Origin of the sequence: Pseudoselenomonas ruminantium (assembly GCF_900104055.1) — a bacterium.
GTDB lineage: Bacteria > Bacillota > Negativicutes > Selenomonadales > Selenomonadaceae > Selenomonas_A > Selenomonas_A ruminantium_C.
Genome location: NZ_FNJQ01000047.1, coordinates 1 through 19,847, shown reverse-complemented (window position 1 = coordinate 19,847; position 19,847 = coordinate 1). Strand labels below are relative to the sequence as shown.

Annotated in this window: 18 protein-coding genes, 2 rRNA genes, 1 pseudogene and 1 other annotated feature; of the genes and pseudogenes, 13 read left to right on the top strand and 8 right to left on the bottom strand. The window is 54.0% G+C overall.

The features are described from left to right. The 3 genes from BLQ59_RS14340 to mscL form a co-directional block, all read left to right on the top strand. A 23S ribosomal RNA gene (locus tag BLQ59_RS14340) occupies nt 1–148 on the top strand; the annotation flags it as partial. Between the two features lie 67 nt (nt 149–215). Then, nucleotides 216–332 (top strand): 5S ribosomal RNA (gene rrf, locus BLQ59_RS14335). A gap of 88 nt (nt 333–420) precedes the next feature. Next, nucleotides 421–852: a large conductance mechanosensitive channel protein MscL gene (gene mscL / locus BLQ59_RS14330; protein ID WP_074573507.1), complete on the top strand. Its 432-nt coding sequence runs from the start codon at nt 421–423 to the stop codon at nt 850–852. Nucleotide 853: 1 nt separating this feature from the next. Here mscL and BLQ59_RS14325 read toward each other — a convergent pair whose 3' ends face one another. The 7 genes from BLQ59_RS14325 to BLQ59_RS14295 form a co-directional block, all read right to left on the bottom strand. After that, complete coding sequence (locus tag BLQ59_RS14325; protein ID WP_074573506.1) at nt 854–3,424, bottom strand: ATP-binding protein; 2,571 nt, start codon at nt 3,422–3,424, stop codon at nt 854–856. Then, complete coding sequence (locus BLQ59_RS14320) at nt 3,411–4,526, bottom strand: BMP family ABC transporter substrate-binding protein (RefSeq protein ID WP_074573505.1); 1,116 nt, start codon at nt 4,524–4,526, stop codon at nt 3,411–3,413. Before BLQ59_RS14320 ends, BLQ59_RS14325 begins: the two co-directional genes overlap by 14 nt. Next, a complete protein-coding gene (locus tag BLQ59_RS14315; protein WP_074573504.1) occupies nt 4,516–5,862 on the bottom strand; it encodes a PTS transporter subunit EIIC in 1,347 nt (448 codons plus the stop codon). The genes BLQ59_RS14320 and BLQ59_RS14315 overlap by 11 nt, the downstream gene beginning before the upstream one ends. Before the next feature lie 32 nt (nt 5,863–5,894). Beyond that, on the bottom strand, nt 5,895–6,335 hold the full coding sequence (locus BLQ59_RS14310; protein WP_074573503.1) for a response regulator: 441 nt from the start codon (nt 6,333–6,335) through the stop codon (nt 5,895–5,897). A 12-nt stretch (nt 6,336–6,347) separates the two neighbouring features. Beyond that, nucleotides 6,348–8,408, bottom strand: coding sequence for a type 2 periplasmic-binding domain-containing protein (locus BLQ59_RS14305; protein ID WP_074573502.1), 2,061 nt, complete (start codon nt 8,406–8,408; stop codon nt 6,348–6,350). A gap of 179 nt (nt 8,409–8,587) precedes the next feature. Continuing rightward, nucleotides 8,588–8,950, bottom strand: a complete 363-nt coding sequence (locus tag BLQ59_RS14300; protein ID WP_081342604.1) for a PTS glucitol/sorbitol transporter subunit IIA — start codon at nt 8,948–8,950, stop codon at nt 8,588–8,590. Between the two features lie 266 nt (nt 8,951–9,216). Further along, complete coding sequence (locus BLQ59_RS14295) at nt 9,217–9,462, bottom strand: hypothetical protein (RefSeq protein WP_074573501.1); 246 nt, start codon at nt 9,460–9,462, stop codon at nt 9,217–9,219. A 222-nt stretch (nt 9,463–9,684) separates the two neighbouring features. Between BLQ59_RS14295 and mqnE the strand changes: the two genes are divergently transcribed. From mqnE to BLQ59_RS14250, 9 genes are all read left to right on the top strand, one after another. Next, nucleotides 9,685–10,782 carry an aminofutalosine synthase MqnE gene (gene mqnE, locus BLQ59_RS14290; protein ID WP_074573500.1) on the top strand — a complete coding sequence of 366 codons (1,098 nt, stop codon included), beginning with the start codon at nt 9,685–9,687 and terminating at the stop codon, nt 10,780–10,782. A gap of 9 nt (nt 10,783–10,791) precedes the next feature. Continuing rightward, the gene (locus BLQ59_RS14285; protein WP_074573499.1) at nt 10,792–11,877 is read left to right on the top strand and encodes a radical SAM protein; all 1,086 of its coding nucleotides are present in this window, start codon (nt 10,792–10,794) and stop codon (nt 11,875–11,877) included. Beyond that, on the top strand, nt 11,877–12,902 hold the full coding sequence (gene mqnC, locus BLQ59_RS14280; protein ID WP_074573498.1) for a cyclic dehypoxanthinyl futalosine synthase: 1,026 nt from the start codon (nt 11,877–11,879) through the stop codon (nt 12,900–12,902). The genes BLQ59_RS14285 and mqnC overlap by 1 nt, the downstream gene beginning before the upstream one ends. Before the next feature lie 78 nt (nt 12,903–12,980). Next, nucleotides 12,981–13,832 (top strand): MTAP family purine nucleoside phosphorylase, encoded by an 852-nt coding sequence (locus BLQ59_RS14275; RefSeq protein WP_074573497.1) that lies wholly within the window; start codon nt 12,981–12,983, stop codon nt 13,830–13,832. Nucleotides 13,833–13,856: 24 nt separating this feature from the next. After that, nucleotides 13,857–14,780, top strand: a complete 924-nt coding sequence (locus tag BLQ59_RS14270) for an AAA family ATPase (RefSeq protein WP_218122916.1) — start codon at nt 13,857–13,859, stop codon at nt 14,778–14,780. A 5-nt stretch (nt 14,781–14,785) separates the two neighbouring features. Further along, entirely contained in the window at nt 14,786–16,468 is a 1,683-nt protein-coding gene (locus BLQ59_RS14265; protein ID WP_176756828.1) for a vWA domain-containing protein, read from the top strand. Nucleotides 16,469–16,526: 58 nt separating this feature from the next. Then, nucleotides 16,527–16,802, top strand: a complete 276-nt coding sequence (locus tag BLQ59_RS14260; RefSeq protein WP_014425824.1) for a type II toxin-antitoxin system RelB/DinJ family antitoxin — start codon at nt 16,527–16,529, stop codon at nt 16,800–16,802. Then, entirely contained in the window at nt 16,792–17,067 is a 276-nt protein-coding gene (locus tag BLQ59_RS14255) for a Txe/YoeB family addiction module toxin (protein ID WP_014425823.1), read from the top strand. The genes BLQ59_RS14260 and BLQ59_RS14255 overlap by 11 nt, the downstream gene beginning before the upstream one ends. A gap of 71 nt (nt 17,068–17,138) precedes the next feature. Then, nucleotides 17,139–17,388: a binding site (T-box leader), on the top strand. A gap of 59 nt (nt 17,389–17,447) precedes the next feature. Then, on the top strand, nt 17,448–18,788 hold the full coding sequence (locus BLQ59_RS14250) for an MFS transporter (RefSeq protein WP_074573495.1): 1,341 nt from the start codon (nt 17,448–17,450) through the stop codon (nt 18,786–18,788). Nucleotides 18,789–18,832: 44 nt separating this feature from the next. Here the strand turns inward: BLQ59_RS14250 and BLQ59_RS14245 are convergent, their stop codons facing one another. Beyond that, nucleotides 18,833–19,216 carry a helix-turn-helix domain-containing protein gene (locus tag BLQ59_RS14245; RefSeq protein WP_014425821.1) on the bottom strand — a complete coding sequence of 128 codons (384 nt, stop codon included), beginning with the start codon at nt 19,214–19,216 and terminating at the stop codon, nt 18,833–18,835. Nucleotides 19,217–19,464: 248 nt separating this feature from the next. On the opposite strand from BLQ59_RS14245, the pseudogene BLQ59_RS14240 reads away from it, so the two are divergent. Beyond that, nucleotides 19,465–19,847, top strand: a pseudogene (locus tag BLQ59_RS14240) (undecaprenyl-phosphate galactose phosphotransferase WbaP); the annotation flags it as partial.

Below are 19,847 nucleotides of genomic sequence, written 5' to 3'. Positions count from 1 at the left end.
CATCTAAGCGTGAAGCCTGTCCCGAGATGAAGTATCTCATGGAGTAATCCAGTAAGATTCCTTGAAGAAGACAAGGTAGATAGGTTGGGAGTGGAAGTGCCGTAAGGCATGCAGCGGACCAATACTAATAAATCGAGGGCTTATCTTTCAAGACTAAAATGTTCAATACAAAATTTCTTCTGTATAGTTTTGAGTAGTACATACTCAACAGAATATCTGGTGACGATAGCTGAGTGGATCCACCTGTTCCCATACCGAACACAGTAGTTAAGCACTCATACGCCGAAAGTACTTGTCTGGAGACGGACTGGGAGGATAGGGCGTTGCCAGTTAGGTGAAGCACCCATAAGGGTGCTTTTTTTGTGCGTTTATGTTATACTGTCATTGTTGTTATTTATTCTATATAGAGGGGGATTATCTATGGTAGAAGAATTCAAGAAATTTATCATGCGGGGCAATGTATTGGATATGGCCGTGGGTATCATTATTGGTGCTGCCTTCGGTAAGATCGTGACGTCCTTCGTCAATGATGTCCTGATGCCGCCGATTGGTCTTATTTTGGGGCAAGTGGATTTCTCCAATTTATTCATCAATCTGTCGGGCACACCGGCTGCAACTCTGGCTGAAGCCAAAGCTGCAGGGCTGCCGGTCATTGCTTATGGTTCTTTCCTGAATGCGGTAATCGATTTCCTGATCGTGGCATTTGCCATCTTCATGCTGATCAAACAGGTGAATCGCCTTATGCCGAAGAAAGAGGAAGAACCGGAGAAGGAACCGCGCCTTTGCCCTTATTGCAAGACGGAGATTCCCGAGGAGGCTGTCAAGTGCCCCCATTGTACTTCTGAACTTTGATTCATTCCAGGCCAAAGCGTTCTTTGGCTTCTTGGGACAGCCGCTGGTATAGCGCCAAAGCCTCCGGATGGTGGCTTTGGATATAGGCCAGCTGGCTGTCCTTTTCATTTTCAGGCACTTCTATGTAGGCATGGCCGGCCATTTCCAATGCCTTGGCACATTCGGAGAGCTTTATGCCGCCGATGGAGAGTGCGGTGGATTTCAGGGCATGGACGTGCGTGGTATAGTCCTCGATATTGCCGGTCTGCAGGTCGTTTTCCAGCTGCTGGCTGACCGATCCCCGACGGGATACGAACATGCTTAGGAATTTCTTTTGCATTTCCTCATTGTTGCCGCAGTACTTCATCGCGGTGGGCAGATCGATCTGTTCTTCGACTGTAGCGGGGGCAACTGTTTCTGGTGCCGGTGCAGGGATGGCTTCAGTGGTACCGGCATCGGCAAGGCAAATCTTTTCCGGGGGCAGGTATTTCTGCACCATGCGTTCGATTGTCTTGCCATCTACAGGTTTGGAGAGGTAGTCGTTGAAGCCTTTGGCCAGGAACATTTCCTTGACGCCGGCTACGGCATTGGCGGTCAGGGCGATAAAAGGCGTGTCCTGACATTTGCTCGTGATGAGTTTTTTGGCCCGGGACAGGGTTTCGAGGCCGTCCATTTCCGGCATCATATGGTCGAGGAATACGATGTCGTAATGATTGTCCTGGATCAGTTGCAGGCATTCCTTGCCGCTGCTGGCCGTGTGGATGTTGATTCGTGTCTGCTCGAGCAGGCTTTCGACGACGGTCAGGTTCATATCATTATCGTCGACCACGAGGATATGGGCATTGGGTGCGGTGAAGCTTTTCTGATAGTGAGCTTCCTCCTGCAGGGCAGCTTCGATACGGGCATTGAAGTCGCCGATGGGTTCGTTCTTTTCCACAGTCTGTGGCAGGCGGATGGTGAAGGTACTGCCTTCGCCATAGATGCTGTCCACAGTGATGTTGCCCTGCATCATTTCCGTCAGGCGCACGGTGATGGCCAGGCCCAGACCGGTGCCTTCGATATTGCGGTTCTTTTCGATATCCAGCCGCTGGAATTTGGCGAAGAGTTTTTCCTTGTCCTCCTCGCGGATGCCGATGCCGGTATCCTGGGTGATGAATTCCAGTTCCACACTGCCGGACTGATAGCTATGGGCTTTGACCGTAAAGGTCACGGAACCCTTGGGCGTGTATTTGACGGCATTGTTGAGGATATTGACCACAACCTGGCGCAGGCGCACTTCATCGCCGTGCAAGGCGTCCGGGATGTTGGCATCCACGTTCATATGGAAGGCGAGCCCTTTTTCTCCGGCCTTGTAGCTGACCATGTTATAGACGTCGTTGAGCACGGAACTCAGGCTGTAGCTGACGGGCACGATTTCCATCTTGCCGGATTCGATCTTGGAGAAGTCCAGGATGTCATTGATGATGGAAAGCAGGGTTTCTCCGGCACTCTTGACATTGAAGGCGTATTTCTTGAGATTGCCGGAGGCCTCCCGCATGATCATTTCGTTCATGCCAAGGATAGCGTTCAGGGGCGTGCGGATCTCATGGCTCATGTTCGCGAGGAAATCGCTCTTGGCTTGATTGGCCCGCAGGGCTTCGTCACGGGCTTCCCGCAGGGCGGAGCTTTCCTCAGCGGCCACCTGATTGGTGAAGGCGTAGAGGATGAAGACGCAGAAGAGCACGACGAGCAGGCCGAATACCCAGAGGACGATCAGATGGATATTGCTGATGCCAGTGAGTACGGAGCGCCACTGACGATAGCCGATGACCACGAAGCTGGTATTGGGAATATAGGCTGCATAGATCACGTAGTCATTGTTCAGCGCAGGATCGAAGATGGCAGTTTCCTGACTGTGTTCCAGCTTAGACAGCAATTGGTCTAAGCCCAGAGGCGAATCCTTGGCGGCATCATAGAAGCTGCTGTTCTTGTAATCCTCGAAGGGGACCACCACCCGTTGGGTGTTGAGGTCGTAGAGAAGGAGCTTTTCATTTTCCTGTTGGTCTGTAAATTGGAAGGGCGAGGTGCGTTCCTGCAGTCCGGTGGCTGTATACAGCTTGCAGAGGATATGGCGCACATTATTGCCTTCGTAGACCGGCACCATGACCACGAGTCCTAAATCCTTGTAATAGCGCCAGCTGGGATCTCCCTGCAGGGTGCGGGCGCATTGCAGACGGGCTTCCTTGGGCAGGGAAACGCCCAGCAGGCTTTGGCCGTTGATATCCAGTAGCCCTCCTAATTGTCCCTGGCCGCTGATGGACTGCACGCCATTGGCCGGTGTGATCTTTTCGGCCGAGATCAGCATGGCCGTGCGGCTCAGTTCATTTATTTCATTGGTCAGTTGGCGGTTGTAGACAGAAGCGCGCAGTTCTCCCTGTTGCAGGTTGAATTTCTCCACTTCGTGGTTCAGGGATTCGTTCATCTTGTCCTGCAGGGCCAGGCCAATCAGCAGCAGGATGGCAAAAAAAATCAAGAAGCGTCCCAGCAGATGCAGTGTGAAGGTCAGCATCCGCCTTTCGGGGCTGCTGGTATTGGATGTATTATCTTGCTTCAAGGATTTCCACTCCCTTCACGAGCCAGTCCATTTTTTCCCGTAAGTTGCTATTGGCGATGACTTCGCCGGTCCGGCAACGCACGATGCCCTCACGGTCCACGATGTCGCCGGAAAAGACGGGATAACCTTCCAGTAGTTCCTGACGTGCCCGCAGGATCAGCGCTTCTTCCCGCGGGGGAAGGTCGGGCGAAAGATGCAGGTGGATGACCTGGTCCAGCATGCCCTGCCAGTAATTCCGGCCAGTGGTCTTGTGGACGTTGATATGGAGCAGCTTGCCATAGACGGCATTCCAGTCGGTTTCCAAAGCGGCCAGGCAGTGGGGCGGCAGATCCCGGCCCGTGCTGTGGAAGTCAATGTAATCAAGCTCCAAGGACGCGGCTTCCCGGGCAGGATTTTGTGAGGCCGCGAAGTAAGTGACGACATCGGCGCCCGCATGTTTCAGGATATAGAGGGCCTTACTCTCCTTTTCCGGGGAAATCCACTGGCCGGTCCAGGCGACGAGAATCCGGGCATCCGGCCGGGCTTTCTGGACGCCTAGGGCAAAGGCGTTGATATCCCGGCGGGTTTCCAGAGCTGGGAAGGGGGCCATATACCCGACAATGCCTGTACGGCTGTGGAGGCCGGCCAGGATTCCCGCCAGATAGCGCACCTCATAGTAGCGCACGGAGTAGTTGAACATCCTGTCGGAGATGATTTCGCCTACGGAGTTGGCGTAAAAATCCACCTGCGGGTATTTGCGGGCGATGGCCTCCAGATCATGCTGATAGCCGGGATTGGCCAGGAAGATCTTCTTGACACCCTTCTGCAGCAGTTTGTCTGTGACCTGTGCGAGGCTGTTGTCATCACTGCTCACATTGTCTTCGATATAAAGGTTGTAGCCGTGCTCGTTGCAGGCCTTCTGGAGTCCCTGACTCATTTCCCGAGGCCAGCCTGGGGCATCCTTGGAACTAGCCAGGATCAGCCCCACGCCATCCCGTTTTTCCCAGATGGCTGAGCCGAAGTAATTGATGGACAGGAAGATGGCCAGGCACAGGAGTAGGGCCTGCAGGATGGCAAAGGCGATAAAACGGCGCTTCAGTGTATCGTAGCTGCTAAGTTTCATGCGGTTGTGCCTCCTCCAGCCGGTCTTCCTCCTGTGTCAGCAGGTTGAAGATGATCACGAATGGCGTGTAGATGACGATATCGAGGCTGAGCCAGACGAGCTGCAGCACGGCGCCCATCACATCGCCTGTGGCCAGCCAGCCCTGCATGAATACCGGTGCCGCTGATTCGATGGTGTAGCGGAACAGGGGGACGATGCCCCAGTGGATGGCCAGATAGCCTACATAGACATTGAGCATCGGGGCCAGCAGGTAGGGCACGAGAAACATGGGATTCAGCACGATGGGCAGGGCAAAGAGGAAGGGTTCGTTGATGGAGAACAGCAGCGTGGGAAAGCAGTAGGCGGACATTGTCCGCAGCCGTTTCCGGGAGGCGAATACCCATACGGAGATGGAGAGCCCCAGCAGGGAGATGGAGGTGGCGTCGAAAAACTCTGCGGTAAATACGTATTTGCCGCCGGCCAGTTCATTGGCCGTCTGGGCTGGCACATAGAAGGCCTCACTCCAGAAGCCGGTCAGGCTGCTGCCGTTCAAGCCTAACCACCATAAGAAGCGGCGGGAGAACTCATAGAGGATGGCAGCGGCCGGACTTTGGGGCAGGCTGTTAGCGATGTTGGCGGCTAATAACGTCGGCAGGGAGAGCATGGACTGTTCGATGGAGGTCCAGCCAAAGGCCGTCAGCAGCGAGGCGGTCAGAGTGATGGCCAGAGGCGGCAAAAGCTGCAGGGAGGAAGCCATTTCCCGGGGCAGTCCCGGTACCACCGGCAGATGGAGCATATGGAGGCGGGACAGGCGGCTGAAGAGCAAGGTGCTGAAGGTGGCAATCAGCAGCGCCAAAAAAAAGCCCCGGACAGAAAAATACAGTGTCAGCTCATGGAAATTCCCCGGATAGGCTGTGATGAGGAAAAGATAGGCTGACACGGAACAGAGCAAGGCCAGATAGCGGTTGCTTTGCCATAGTTTCGCCAGTTTCACCGTCAGTACCAGCGAGAAGAGCAGGGAGGCCAGGATGCTGGTGACTTCCAGATAGGCTTTGAGCCGCAGGCAGCGGGCAAAAAAGGCGGATTCCCGATAGGCCTGATCGTGCAGGCCATCGGTGAGGAAACTGCCGAGCCCCAGCCATTCCTCGCCGAGCAGGGGACCTGTGGGATTGACGACCAGGAAGCCCAGCATATGCAGCAGCGTCAGCAGGATGATGAAGGGCATCAGCAGGCAGAAGGAATCGCGGATGGCCCGCAGATAAGCAAACTGGCGCAGGCGGCTGGACAGCGGAATGATGAAGCCGTCCAAAAGGCCGCCCCGCTGAGGGATTTTATGGTGTTCGTTTTTGGCACCCATAAGCCGTCTCCTTCCTGCGCCTGAGGGAATGGTTACAAGCCGAGATTATCCAGGGCCTTGAATATATCGTTGACTTCCGGATCTTCGATGGGCGGGAAAATATGCTTTTCCACCCGGGCGATGAGGTCTTCCGGGACAAAGGGCTTTTTGACGTAGTCGGTGATTTTCAGCTGACTGGCCCGGACGATGGTATTCTTGTCCGCTGCTGCTGTCAGGAAGATGACCTTCATGTCCTGCCAGGCCGGTGTCTGCCGGATGGTGGTCAGTGTCTGCAGGCCGTCCATGACCGGCATGGCGATATCCAACAGGATCAGGTCGATGGCGCCCTGCCGCTGGTTCAGGATATTCAGGCAGCCGGCACCGCTGTCGGTGGTGAGGATTTCGGCCCGGACCTTCATTTCCAGGATGCTTTTGGCCATGGTGAGATTCATCGGATCATCATCGACGATTAAGATGGTGGGCAGCTTGCTCATAGGTATTCCTCCTCAATTCTCTGACTCTGGTTTCCAGAACAGGGTGTGAACCCGCTGGTTATAGGCATTTTGGCAGGCCTGGGCCGCGTGCTCGCAGGCCGCGGAAAGCTGTTTCCCGGTCAGGGGGCATAACCCTGCCTGCCAGAGATAGTCTGGATTCGCGCTCTTCAGGTCGGTGACGAATTCGGCTGCAAAGCTGAGCAGCTTGGACGGACTGTCGGCCTGGCACAGGGCGACGAGCTCTCCGGTGACCGGGCCAGCGGCCGTGGCCAGCACCCAGTCTTTTTCCGCCAGTTGGCGGGCGGTTTCCTGCAAGGGTTCCTGCAGCTGCCTGCCATAGAGCCGGCTCGCATCCTGCGGGTGCACGGCAAAGACGGCTGTGAAAATGGTGGTATCTGCCTGTGTGGCTGTGCCTGGGGGCAGGAGAGTGTCTAGATTGTGTTCCAGATAGCGGATATTCGGCAGCTGCAGCTGGCTGTCCGTACAGGCAAGTTTCTCCATGGCGGTCAGTTTCCGGTTGTAGCTGCGGGAGCGGTAGTAGATCACCCCGCTGATGCCGCCCATGATCAGGAAGATCAGCAGGGCGCTCTGCAGGGGATAATGGTAGAGCAGGTAGCGGGGGCTCAGATGCGCTTTTTCATGGGAGCCCTGACTCAGGGCATCGCTGAGCAGCCGGGGCGGCAGGTGATTGATTTCCTTGTTCAGGATCTGCCAAAGCCTGAGATCTTCGCCTTTGGCTACGCCCAGACAGATGGTGCTCACGAAGACTTGTTCCGTATCGGCGCTCAGGTTATAAGCCGAGGTGGCTTCCAGCAGATAGGGGACGGTGGCCCGGGGGACATAGGCGACATCGGCCAGCCCGTTGCTGACGGCCTGGCAGCATTCCTCCCAGCTCTTGCAGTAGAGGATCTGTTCCTCTGGATACCTGCTCCTGACAAAGGTGACGGTTTCAAAGAGCCCATCCACGGCGGCTACTCTGGGTGTCTCCGGCAGGGGAGCACCGTGTTTGGTGATGGGTACGAAACCGATATCGAGATAGGACTGGGTGGGCACCAGACCATTATTATCCAGCCAGCTGAAATCGCCGGGCACATCGGCCACCAGGTCAATGGTGCCCCGTGTCAGCAGGCGCTTGATCTCTTCGGGGGAACTGCTGGTTTCGGTGAGCTCAATCTGGATGTCCAGATCTTTTTCTATTTGCTCCAGCAGGGCTTTGGTAGCACCGGCCTGACTGCCGTCATCATCCGTATAGAAGTAAGGTTTGTTCCGGATGAATACGGCGGCATGGACGACTTTCTTGTCCTGCAGATAGGCCTTCTCGGCTGGAGTGAGTACCAGCGGGAAGCCCTTGGCCCGTCCGTATTTGTCGTTGAGCCGGTTGCGGATATTGGGCTGGTTCAGCAGCAGCTCGTTCTGGGCCTCATTCACTCGGGTGTAGAGCTCCGGCGCGCCCGGACGGATCAACAGGCGGTAGCTGACGCGGTCAAACAGGGCCAGCACGCGTTCTTTCTTTTCGGGATGCAGCAATGGCTGCACATAACCGTCGATGGCGCGCTTGGCAAAGGCATTTTTCATATCTGTGGAATCGCTGAAGGTGATGAGCTCATAGGTGAAGCCGTGTTCCTGGGCAATCTTGGGCAGGCTCGGGATGGGATAGTTATAGTCCAGCGTGCCGATCTTCAGCTGGCCGCCGGCAAAGTCATCCTGTACCACGAGTTCCATCGGGAAGCGGGCGATGACGTGCTCCGTGCGCTGGGCAAAGGGGAGCGTCTTGTAGTAGCCCGGCATCGCGGGCAGCAGGTCAAGTTCTCCTCGCTCAAGTTTGGCCCCGGCTTCCCACCAATTGATGCAGGGCACATAGGTGAAGCGGGCGCCTAGGAAGCCCGAGAGGAATTCCATATACTCATAGCCATAGCCCTGCATATGGCCGGGGCGGTCCTCCTCGAGAAAGCCTGTGCCCGGTACATAGCCCACCTGCAGGTTTTCTCTGGCGAAGCTGCGGACCGGCAGGCATATGGCCAGCAAGAAAAGCAGCAGGACACAAAGCCCTTTTTTCCGTGCAGCAGTCTCCATGCCCTCGCCTCCGTAAAAGATAAATAAATCAAAATTATCCAATAATATAAGTCCCAATAAGACATAATAGCAATATAGGAATCTACTTCGCTTTTACTCACGCATTATCCTGCCATAAAAAAGAAAAAGCCTTCCCCCTGAGGGGAAGGCGAGCGCAGCACCCAGATGAGGCGTGCGCATTATTTCTTCGTAAAGGTGATATGTGCCCCTACCGTCAGTACGGGAAGGCTGGGGCCCTTCAGGATGATCTGGCCGGGCATGGAGCCTTCGGCATTGAACACCAGTGTGCAATGGCCTTCTTCACGCAGGTTCTGGTTGACAGCATCGCCAACTTTTTCGATGTTGAACTTGATGCCGCCCATCAGCAGTTTGTCGCCTTTCTTGATGTCCTCTTCCAGCTTGCCGGGGGTGTGCTCCAGCACCATGTCGGAAAGGTTCGGGCGGATGCCCTCGTCCAACAGGATCGCGCTGTTGTTGTTGGTCAGAAAGGTCTTGGCCAGATTGCCGATGGCCGTGATTGCTACGTCGTACTTAATGTCCATGCTGTTCATTCCTCCTACAGATACACATACCTTCGCTTACATCATTCATTCCTAAGCTCATGTTGAGTTAAACTCTATTATATCATATTTTGGCGTGAAAAAACCAAGACATCTGTCGCATTTTGCATTTTTTCCTGCAGAAAAAAAGAAAAAAGGACATGCTGTGGGGGCATGTCCTTTTTCCGAGATTAGAGAATTAGAGAATTTAGGAATCGAATGTATGTTAATTCTTCTTTAGGGAAGAGAAGAATTACGAAAATTGATCATCAGGTGTTCTTGGCAATGACTGCCCCGACAATTGCGCCAGCGATGGCTGCCGTATTGCGGTCACCTTCGGAATACTTCTTGGGATGATAGCGGTGATGCTTGTGCGCAAGCTCCTGCACCTCGTAATCATGGCCAAGATGAAGCGGACTGGCTTCTGCTGCACTCACCGTGACGCCGCCAATCCCCAGGCTAACGAATCCGGCAAGGGCGATAGCAGTCAGCTTAACATTTTTCTTGCTAAACATATTGCAACTCTCCTTTGCTTCTGAAATTCAGTTGTTGAACTCTTGACTACAGGACTTATTATAGGCGGCGAATATTAAAATACAAGAAGAATTCGATTAAAGTTTGATTAAAAAATTATCATAGTCAACTTTACTGGAAGTTTTATTGGTGATATTTATTGTGTCTTAATTTCCATATTAGTGTTATACTATTAGGGTATGTTTTGAATTTGGAGGACGGAAATGTTAGCTGCGGAAAACTATAGGGATATAGAAGAGAAGATCATGCAGGGCGAGCGGCTTACCCGGGAAGACGGCGTGCGCCTCTTTAACTGCCACGATATTGCCTGGCTGGGCGCCATGGCCGACATGGTGCGGAAACGGAAATGCGGGGATATCGTCTATTACAATGTGAACTGTCATGTCAATCTGACCAATATCTGCACATCCCATTGCAAGTTCTGCGCCTTTGGCCGGGACTGTAATGAAAAGGGTGCCTACGAGATGACCAAGGAACAGGCCTTGGCCCTGGTCAAAGATGCCATGCAGGATCCGAATCTGGCCGGCCTGCATGTGGTCAGCGGCCTGCATCCAACCTGGTCGTTTGAACATTATCTGGGTATTGTCAAAGCCATCCATGAAACCTACCCCCAGCTCTATATGAAGGGCTTCACGGGCGTAGAGATCACGCACTTTGCGGAGATCTCCGGCCTGTCGGTGGAAGAAGTGCTGCTCCGCCTGCGCGATGAAGGCGGTCTGCAGGCCATCGCGGGCGGCGGCGCGGAAATCCTCTCGGATCGGGTGCGGGATGAACTCTGCCCCAATAAAGCCACGGCTGATGAGTGGCTGGAGGTGGCCAGGACGGCGCATAAGCTGGGCATCAAATCCAATGCCAGCATGCTCTATGGGCATATCGAAACCCTGGAAGAGCGCGTGGACCATCTGCTGCGCCTGCGGGACTTGCAGGATGAGACCGGCGGCTTCCAGACCTTTATCTGCTTCCCGTTCCTGCCCAAGAATACGGAACTGGGCGAAAGTGTCAAGCAGACTTCGGTTTGGGATGATCTGCGCACCATGGCCATTTCCCGCCTGATGCTGGATAATTTCACCAATATCAAGGCTTACTGGGTGATGCTGACCGTGCCTGTGGCGCAGGTGGCTCTGGGCTTCGGCGCTAACGATATCGACGGCACGGTGCACAAGGAAACGATTCTCCATGATGCGGGCGCGACAAGTCCCACGGCCTTGTCGGAGGACAATATCATCCGCATCATCCGGGAGGCCGGGCGGATTCCGGCAGCCTGTGACTGCAACTTCAATATCCTGCGGACGTTTGATTGAGGAGGAGCAATGGATAAGATAAAGATGGCGCGTGTCAAGGCTGCCGCCGGCGACCGGCTGACACTTACGGATGCCTTGGCGCTTTATGAAGATAATGACCTGCTATTCCTAGCCAAATGTGCCCGCCGCATGAAGGAGTCGAAAAGCGGGAAGAAAGTATTCTATACGGTAAACCGGCATATCAACCTGACCAATATCTGCAGTGCCAACTGCCCGCTCTGTGCCTTCCAGGTAAAGGAGGGTGACAAGCGGGGCTTTGTGCTCGAAACAGATGATGTGGCCAAGATATTAGACAATGCCAAGGCGTTGAAGAACCTTTCGGAAATCCATATCGTCAGTGCCCTGCATCCGGACAAGGATTTTGACTATTACAAGAATATTGTCAAGCAGGTGCGGGCGGCCCTGCCGGAGGCCGATGTCAAGGCCTTTACGCCTGTGGAAATCGTCAACTTTGCCAAAATCAGCGGCAAGAGCATCCTCGAAGTGCTGACAGAATTGAAAGAGGCAGGGCTCGACAGCCTGCCCGGCGGCGGTGCGGAAATCCTTTCAGACCGGGTGCGGGAAATCATCTGCCCCAAGAAGGCCACAAAAGCGGAGTGGATTGACGTTATGCGCACGGCGCATAAGCTCGGCATCCGCACGAATGCTTCGATCATGTACGGTCATGTGGAGACCATCGAAGAACGCCTGCAGCATCTTTTCACCCTGCGTGACTTGCAGGATGAGACGCAGGGCTTTCAGGCCTTCATGCTGTTCCCGTTCCATCCCGAGCATACGGAACTCGGTGAGGAACGCGGCTTCAAGCGCGTTGGCTCCTGGGAGGATATGAAGATGCTGGCGCTCTCCCGCCTGATCCTCGATAACTTCGACCATATCAAGGCCTTCTGGATCATGCTGACCATGCCCATTGCGCAGCTGGCGCTGGGCTTTGGGGCCGACGACCTGGACGGCACGATCGGTGAGGAAAAGATCATCCATGCGGCCGGGGCCAAGACCAATACAGGCATTACCCGTGCCGATTTGGAGAAATTCATCCGCGAGACGGGCTATGACCCGGTGCAGCGCGATACTTTTTACCGGGAGGTGCAGGAATAATGCGCATCAGTGAAGAAAAAGGCATTGACCTGCTGGAACATGGTGATCCCATTGAGCTGGGCACGCAGGCAGATGCTGCGCGGCGCAAGCTCTTTGATGATACGGTGACCTTTATCGTGGACCGCAATATCAACTATACCAATGTCTGCAAGAATGAATGCCGGTTCTGCGCCTTCTTCCGGCGCAAGGAAGCGAAGGACGCGTACCTGCTGAATAATGAGGAAATCCTGGCCAAGGTCGGTGAGACCGTGGCGGCCGGCGGCACGCAGGTCATGATCCAGGGCGGGCTCTATCCGGATCTGGGGCTGGACTATTACGAGACCATGCTGCGCAGCATCAAGGCGACATATCCCCAGATTACGATTCATTCCTTTACGGCCACGGAAATCCAGTATTTCGCCCAGCAGGCGGGCCTTTCGATTCTCGATACCTTGAAGCGCCTGCAGGAAGCCGGCCTCGATAGCCTGCCCGGCGGTGGTGCGGAAATCCTCGTGGACGAAGTGCGCAAGCGAGTGAGTCCCAAGAAAATCATGACCGATGACTGGCTGCATGTGATGGAATGCGCCCATAGCATCGGCATGGAAAGCACGGCCACGATGGTGATCGGCTTTGGGGAAACCCTGGCCCAGCGCATCGAGCATATGGAAAAGGTGCGCCGCCTGCAGGATAAGACCGGCGGCTTCCGCGCATTCATCACCTGGACTTTCCAGCCTGGTAATACGGAACTAGGCGGCGAAAAGACCAGCGGCTGGGACTATATGAAGACTTTGGCCGTGACGCGCCTCTATATGGACAATATCAAACATATCCAGGGCTCCTGGGTAACCCAGGGCGAGCGCATCGGCCAGCTGACCTTGGGCTTCGGTGCCGACGACCTTGGCAGCATCATGCTGGAGGAAAACGTCGTGCGGGCAGCAGGTACCCAGTATGAGATGTCCATCAACAAGATGACGGAACTGATTCGCGGCGCAGGCAAACAGCCTGCCCAAAGAGATACAGAGTATAACATAATCAAACGATATTAAAAGCCTTCCCCTTGAGGGGAAGGGGGACCGCGAAGCGGTGGATGAGGTGGTACAGATATGATAGGTGAGGTTACAAGCATGAGTGAACAAACAATCCCCGCCGCCAGCTATGCGGTAGTCGGCGGTTCGGGTACTTTATCCAGCAACTTCCCGGCCAATGTGCCGGACGAGGATGTGGAAATCCTGGAAGATAATCTGCGTTTTGAGACGCCTTACGGGCAGAGTCCGGCCATGCGCCTGTTCCGCGTGGGCGAGAAGCGCGTGCTGACCGTCAAGATGCACGGCTGGCGCAGCGGCGTTACCCGCGCCGATGCTTCGCGGCAGGTGTTCTGGGTATTCCGGGAAGCCGGCGTCAAGCGCATCATCTCCGAAGGCGGTGTCGGGACAGTCAATAAGCTGCTGGACCTGCGCGACTTCATCATCCCGGACGATTATCTCGACCTGTCCGTGCGCAAGGATGTTATGCTCGATGGCCGTTATCTGCTTGTGATGCGCGATGCGCTTTGCCCCGAGATGCGCAAGGCCTTGATTGCCTCGACCAAGAAACGCTTCGATGGCCGCGTCTTTATCCGCGGCACCTATGCCGTAACCGACGGCCGGCATTTCGAAAGCCCGGCCGAAGTGGCCATGATGAATGGCCATGCGGATATCGTCGGTCAGAGCATCTGCCCCGAGGTATATCTGGCGCGGGAAATCGGCGCCTGCTATGCAGGTCTTTACTTCACCGTAAACTATGGTGAGGGCATCAAGGAGAAATGGTCGCATCAGGATATGGCGGATATCTTCTATGACGATGCGCCGATGATTGGCGAGATCATCCTCGAAACCATTCGCACAGTGGATGCGGATGAACGCAATTGCGAATGCTTGTCCCTGCGCAAGGAAACCCTGCTCAAGGACGTCTATAATGAGGTTTCGGCCAAGGGTTAAGCAAGGCTTTGAGAGGTGAGTGCGTTGACGACGGAGGAAATGCAGGCCTTTTTTCAAGAACAGGGAATCCGGCAGGAACTGCTGGCAGAGGCGGCGGCCTTCCGGCAGAAAAATCCCTGGCAGGGGAAACGGACGATAAATACGCCCCGCTATCCCTACTTTGGCAAAGAAATACTGGAAGCAGCTTTAGCAGCTCTGCTGGCGGGGGCAAATCTCCTGCTGACAGGTCCTAAAGCCACAGGCAAGAATATCCTGGCCGAAAATCTGGCGCTGCTTTTGGGCAGGCCGATCTGGAACGTGTCCTTCCATATCGATGTGGATGCTTCGTATCTGATTGGCATGGATACCTTCAAGGGAGGGGAAGTATGCTTCCGTCCTGGGCCCGTCCACGAATGCGTGACCGCGGGCGGCATCTGCATTCTCGATGAAATCAATATGGCCCGCAATGAAGCCCTGGCCGTGCTCCATTCCCTGCTTGACCATCGGCGGCAGGTAGAGGTGCCAGGCTATGAACAGCTTGCGCTTCACCCGGCTGCGCGCTTTATCGCCACCATGAACTACGGCTATGGCGGCACGCGGGAACTCAATGAAGCTCTGCTTTCCCGCTTTGTGGTCCTGCATATGCCCGTACCCGGGGAGGCTGAACTGATTTCCCTGCTGCAGTATGAATTCCCGGCTTTGCGGGCGGATATGGCCCGCACTTTGGCAGCCCTGTTCCTTGATCTGCGGCAGAAGTACGAGGCGAAGGAAATTTCCGGCCGGGCGTTGGACCTGCGCGGCCTGTTGGAAGCCCTGCGGCTTATCCGGCTGGGACTTACAGCGGGACAGGCGCTCGCCATGGGACTGACCGGCAAATGCTTCGACAGTCAGGAACGGGCCTTGGTGGAGGATATCATCGCCCTGCGCCTGCCAGCGGATTGGGGCAGGGAACATTTCTTCGTGGGGTGATGGCGATGGCTTATGAATCCCTCAGAGCCCTGCGGCAGAAGCGGGCTCTCAATATTGTCTGGACAGCGGCGGGAGCCTATGGTTTCTGGCCGGAGTTTTTGGCGTTCTATCAGGACGGTGAACCGGATCTTTACCTCAATTCCATTGTGGGGCTGGTTCACCGCCATTATGATGCAGAAAAACTCACTGCCTATCTGCGGGGAACGTTGGATAAATCCCTGCTCGGGGAACTTTATACGGAACTATTCTGGCTGGGCCTCGAGTCGGCGGCCTATGCGCGGGAACTGCCTGCGCGCCCGGTATTGGCAGAACTGCGGCGCCAGCATGCCGCGCGCTTCCTGCGGGAGGATGTGGATCTGTCTTTTCAACAACTCATGATGCGGCAGGAACTGGCCCATAGCCTCAAATGCGCCCGCTGCCGGGAAGTCTTGGGAGAAAAAGTAAATCTTCTCAATCTTTGGGATAGAAAATTATATAAAGCCCTTGCCTTTTCCGGCAACATGAGCACGGAGGAAATCATTGCCGCTATGGAAGGGATTATCCGCAAGTTCTTCCGTTGGCATTGGCAAACATATCCGCGTAATGTACTGCATTTTGCGCTGCCTCCAGCGCTTAAGGCGCTGCTGCTCAAGGTGCTGCCTATACATAGCCGCTATAGGGATGAGGGGAATGGAAGCTGGGTGCTGAATGGTAATATTGCGGAGGGAAACGACAAAAGCTTTTGGCCGGCGCAGGGAAATCCTTTGCCGGATGATGGGGAACTGACACGCCGCTATGGACTCGCCTTATTTACCGCAGAGCGTCGGGCAAGTCTTGAAGGCGTGCTTTGCCGGGGCGTTCATGGGCAGGTTCGCCTGTGGTTTACAGCGGAAAAGGGCGAAGTGCAGCCAGAGAATCAGGAATATTTTGCCCAGCATCAGGTACAATTCCGTACGGAGCTGAACGAGTTCAGCCGGCGATTGCAAAATGCACTGCAGGTACATCGTCAGCCCATGGAACTGCCGGCTCGCAGCGGGCGGCTGGCTGCCGGACGAATCTGGCGGGGCGCAGTCATGGGGGAAAACCGCGTGTTTTCCGTCTTGGAGCCTGCCCATTACAGCGACTTTTCCGTGTTGCTGCTGTTGGACGCCTCCGCTTCCCGGCAGGGCAGGCAGGCTGTTATCGCCAATCAGGCCTATCTGATTGCGGAAGCCCTAAGACGGGCGGGGATTCCCTTGATGGCGGTGGCCTTTTTCAGTCAGGACGGCTGCACCGTGCTGCAAAGATTGAAGGACTTTGGCGAAAGTTCGGCAGAAGGGCTGCTGACATACAAGACGCAGGGCTGGAATCGCGATGGTCTGGCCCTGCGGGCGATTCCGGAACTTTGGGGCAAGGCTGTGGAAGCTCGAAAAAAAATCATCTTTATCCTGACCGATGCTAGTCCCAGCGATGACCGTGATATACCAAGGCAGGGGATAAAACCAGCCAGCCTTTATGGAGGAGAAGCTGCGGTTACAGATGCAGCACAGGGCGTCAAGGAGCTTAAACGGCAGGGCTTTCAGGTTATGGCGCTGGTCAACAGTGTCATGGACGCGAAATTAGTGACTGATGCCGCCAGCAGAATTTATGGAGAAGATTATATCTGCCTGCAAGACCTGTCTTCATTAGCGCAAAAGGTGGGCGATTTAGTGGAGAAAGAAATTATATAGGCATAGTATATACTTTTTCTGTACAATGTGCTAAGATTAAGTCAAGGAGGGGAGTAAAATGGCAACGACAAAATCCATAAATATCCGTATCGATGAGGATTTGAAAATCCAGTCTGATAAGGTCCTGGCAGATTTGGGACTGACGACTTCTGCAGTAGTTTCTATGCTATTGAAGACGATCGTTCGCAATCATGCAGTTCCATCAGACTTATTCACCATTCGAGAACAGGCCCGCAATAATGCAGAATATATGGCAAAACTCGATCGTAGTTTTGCTGAATATAAAGCAGGCTTGGGGCAGCAGCATAGATTGTTAGAGGTGGATGATGTCTGAGATTAATCTCATTTGGACTCCGACAGCCTGGTCCGAGTATGTGTCATGGCAGGTCGAGGATAAAAAAACATTGAAGCGAATCAATGAGCTGATAAAGGATATTGAACGCAATGGTCTGCGCAAGGGCAAAGGCAAGCCGGAGCCCTTGCGCTATTACCCTGCATGGAGCCGTCGCATAGACGAGAAAAATAGGCTGGTTTATAATGCGGATGAAGCTGGGAATTTGATATTATTTTCTTGCAAGGGACATTATCAGGACAAATAATGGGTTGACAACTTTACACTCCGGTGCTAAGATAATACTCGTATTCAGGAAAACAACAATCCACACGATAGATACAGTCTATGAGAGGAAAGAGTACATTTCCGGGCAGACTCCTAGCGAATCGGGTATGGTGTAAGCCGATAGTCCAGCAGAAATGGAAAATCATCCTTGAGGCATGGCGCTGAACGGTTTTACTGATGGAACCAGTAAGCGGCCACGGGGGCTTCCCGTTACAGGAGCCGCGTATGATGGTACGTAGCAGAGTGCCCTGTTTTTGCAGGGAATTTGGGTGGTAACACGGATAATGAGTCCGTCCCTTTACGGGACGGGCTTTTTTATATTATCAAGGATACAACGCTATTATAGGGGAGGAATTTTTTATGGAAGCCTTGGATTTACAGCGACTGAAACACAAACGGGACTTACGCATCATTCTGCCGGTGTTTCTCGTCTCCATTATCGCTTGCATTGACCGCGTGAACGTGGCCTATGCCAAACTGACCATGACTGCCGATATGCTATGGCTCACGCCGGAAATCTTCGGCATGGGCGCCGGGATTTTCTTTGTCGGCTATCTGATCTTTGAAGTGCCTGGCTCGCTGGTAGCGGCGAAATTCTCTGCGACGAAATGGATTGCCCGTATCATGTTCACCTGGGGATTGGTGTGCGTGTATATGGCCTTCGTCAAGACGCCTTCGGAATTCTATCTTTGCCGGTTCCTCTTGGGGGCATCGGAAGCCAGCCTTTATCCGGTCATCTATTCGGTGCTGTTTCCGCGCTGGTTTGCCGCTGGTGAACGCGCCCGGGCAACATCTTTGATGCTCACGTCGCTTTTGATTTCCACGATTATCGGTGCGCCGCTGGCCGGTGTCCTGCTGGAAACTTCCCTGTTCGGTCTGCATGGCTGGCAGGAACTCTTCATCCTTGAAGCGCTGCCGGCGCTGGCTTTTGCGGTCTACTTCTTCTTTGCGGTCAAAGATCGTCCGGAACAGGCACATTGGCTGACGGACACGGAAAAAGCATACCTCAACAAGGTTTATGAAGAAGAACAGGCCGCCATGCACCGCGTCAAGAAATACACCGTTTGGCAGGCTTTCTGTGAACCGAAGGTATTGAAACTCTGCCTGATTTATTTCCTCTGGGTAGTTGGTTTCTGGGGCTTCAACTTCTGGATGCCCACCGTCCTCAAAGGCCTGTCCGGCTGGTCTACGTCATTGCTCGGCGGTGCCATCGCCATCCCGATGGTGGCAGCCCTAGTCGTGCAGGTAATCATCGGCCATACTTCCACCAGAACCGGTGACAAGGTTTGGCATGTGGCCGGCGCTCTGTTAGTAGGTGCTATCGGCTTGGGCATGTCTCCCCATGCCGGCAGCATGGGCATGGCCCTGTTCCTCGTCTGCCTGTCTGCTATCGGCATCTACGCAGCCATGGGGGTATGGTGGACGATACCGACCACCTTCCTGACCGGCCCCGCTGCCGCTGCATCCGTGGCCCTCATCAACTCCTGCGGCAATATCGGCGGCTGGGTAGGTCCCAATATGATGGCCTGGGTGCATGGCCTCACGGGTACCTTCGACTGGGGCTACTATATCATGGCCGCCTTCATGGCCGCCGCAGCCCTGTTGGTATTGACGGTGAAATATCATTGGAACGGTGCTGTGCGTAAGGATATGGCACAGCTCAATGCGGAGGAAAAAGAAGCTGCATTGGCAGTAGAATAAGAAATATAAAAAATAGGCATTTCGATCAATAGCGATCGGAATGCCTATTTTTTTGCGTTTAATTTTTCTGCCACAACAGCGGGCTGCAGCTCTGGTGAATATTTTACGGCTTTAACATCAAAGGCCATATGGGAAATATACCATTCCTGGGCAGGGGCCGGCAGTTGGTTGAAACTTTTGAGCAGGCGCATGGCCTGATTGGTCAACTTGATGCCATTGGCCGGCTTCACTTGATGGCCGGTCAGCTCGTCCAGCGTAATGCCGTATATATCAGCTAAGCGCATCAGCGTGTCAATATCAGGTGCACGGCGGCCTGATTCGTAATTGGCATAAGTAGAACGGCTGACACCTAAGGCTTTGGCCACATCCTGCTGCTTCATATCATGCAGTTCCCGTAAGTTTTGCAGTTTGTTTTCGATGCGAATCACTCCTTGCGTGTAAAACTTACTTCATTATATAGGAGCTATGGCTTCAGTGGCAGATATGGTGTCAAAATGAATAGCTATATATTGACTTATAGCATACTGAAACATATAATAAGAGTTGCGATACGACACAAAAAAGTTATATGTATGAAAAAATGAAACAGTAAGGGGATTATATGATATTGAGCACAACATCAAGTGCCAGCTCCATAAGGAAGAAAGTGAGGCGCTATTTGACACCAGTCCTGTTTTTGACGATGGACTATCTGGCCGTCGTTTTGACCGGTCAAATGTCAACGTCAATTTATGACATGTCAATCCACAGGAGCTACCTATACTTCTGGCTGCCTCTGACGTTCCTGTTATTTCTCGCCCAGTCGCGGATCTACAATACCATGCAGCCATTTATCTACACCGTGCGCAGCATCTTCTACGGCATATCCTATGCCATGCTGGCCTGTGTGGCAGCGCTGTATTTCTTCACGAGTTGGCAGGCGCCGCGCTCTTTTTTCATAGTTTTCTGGCTATTAATGCTAATCACGATTTACTGCGAACGACTGGCCGTCAGCTTTTATCTGAAACACCGTCATCATCTTTACGAGGACGTAATCATGATTGGTGCCGGCAAAACCGC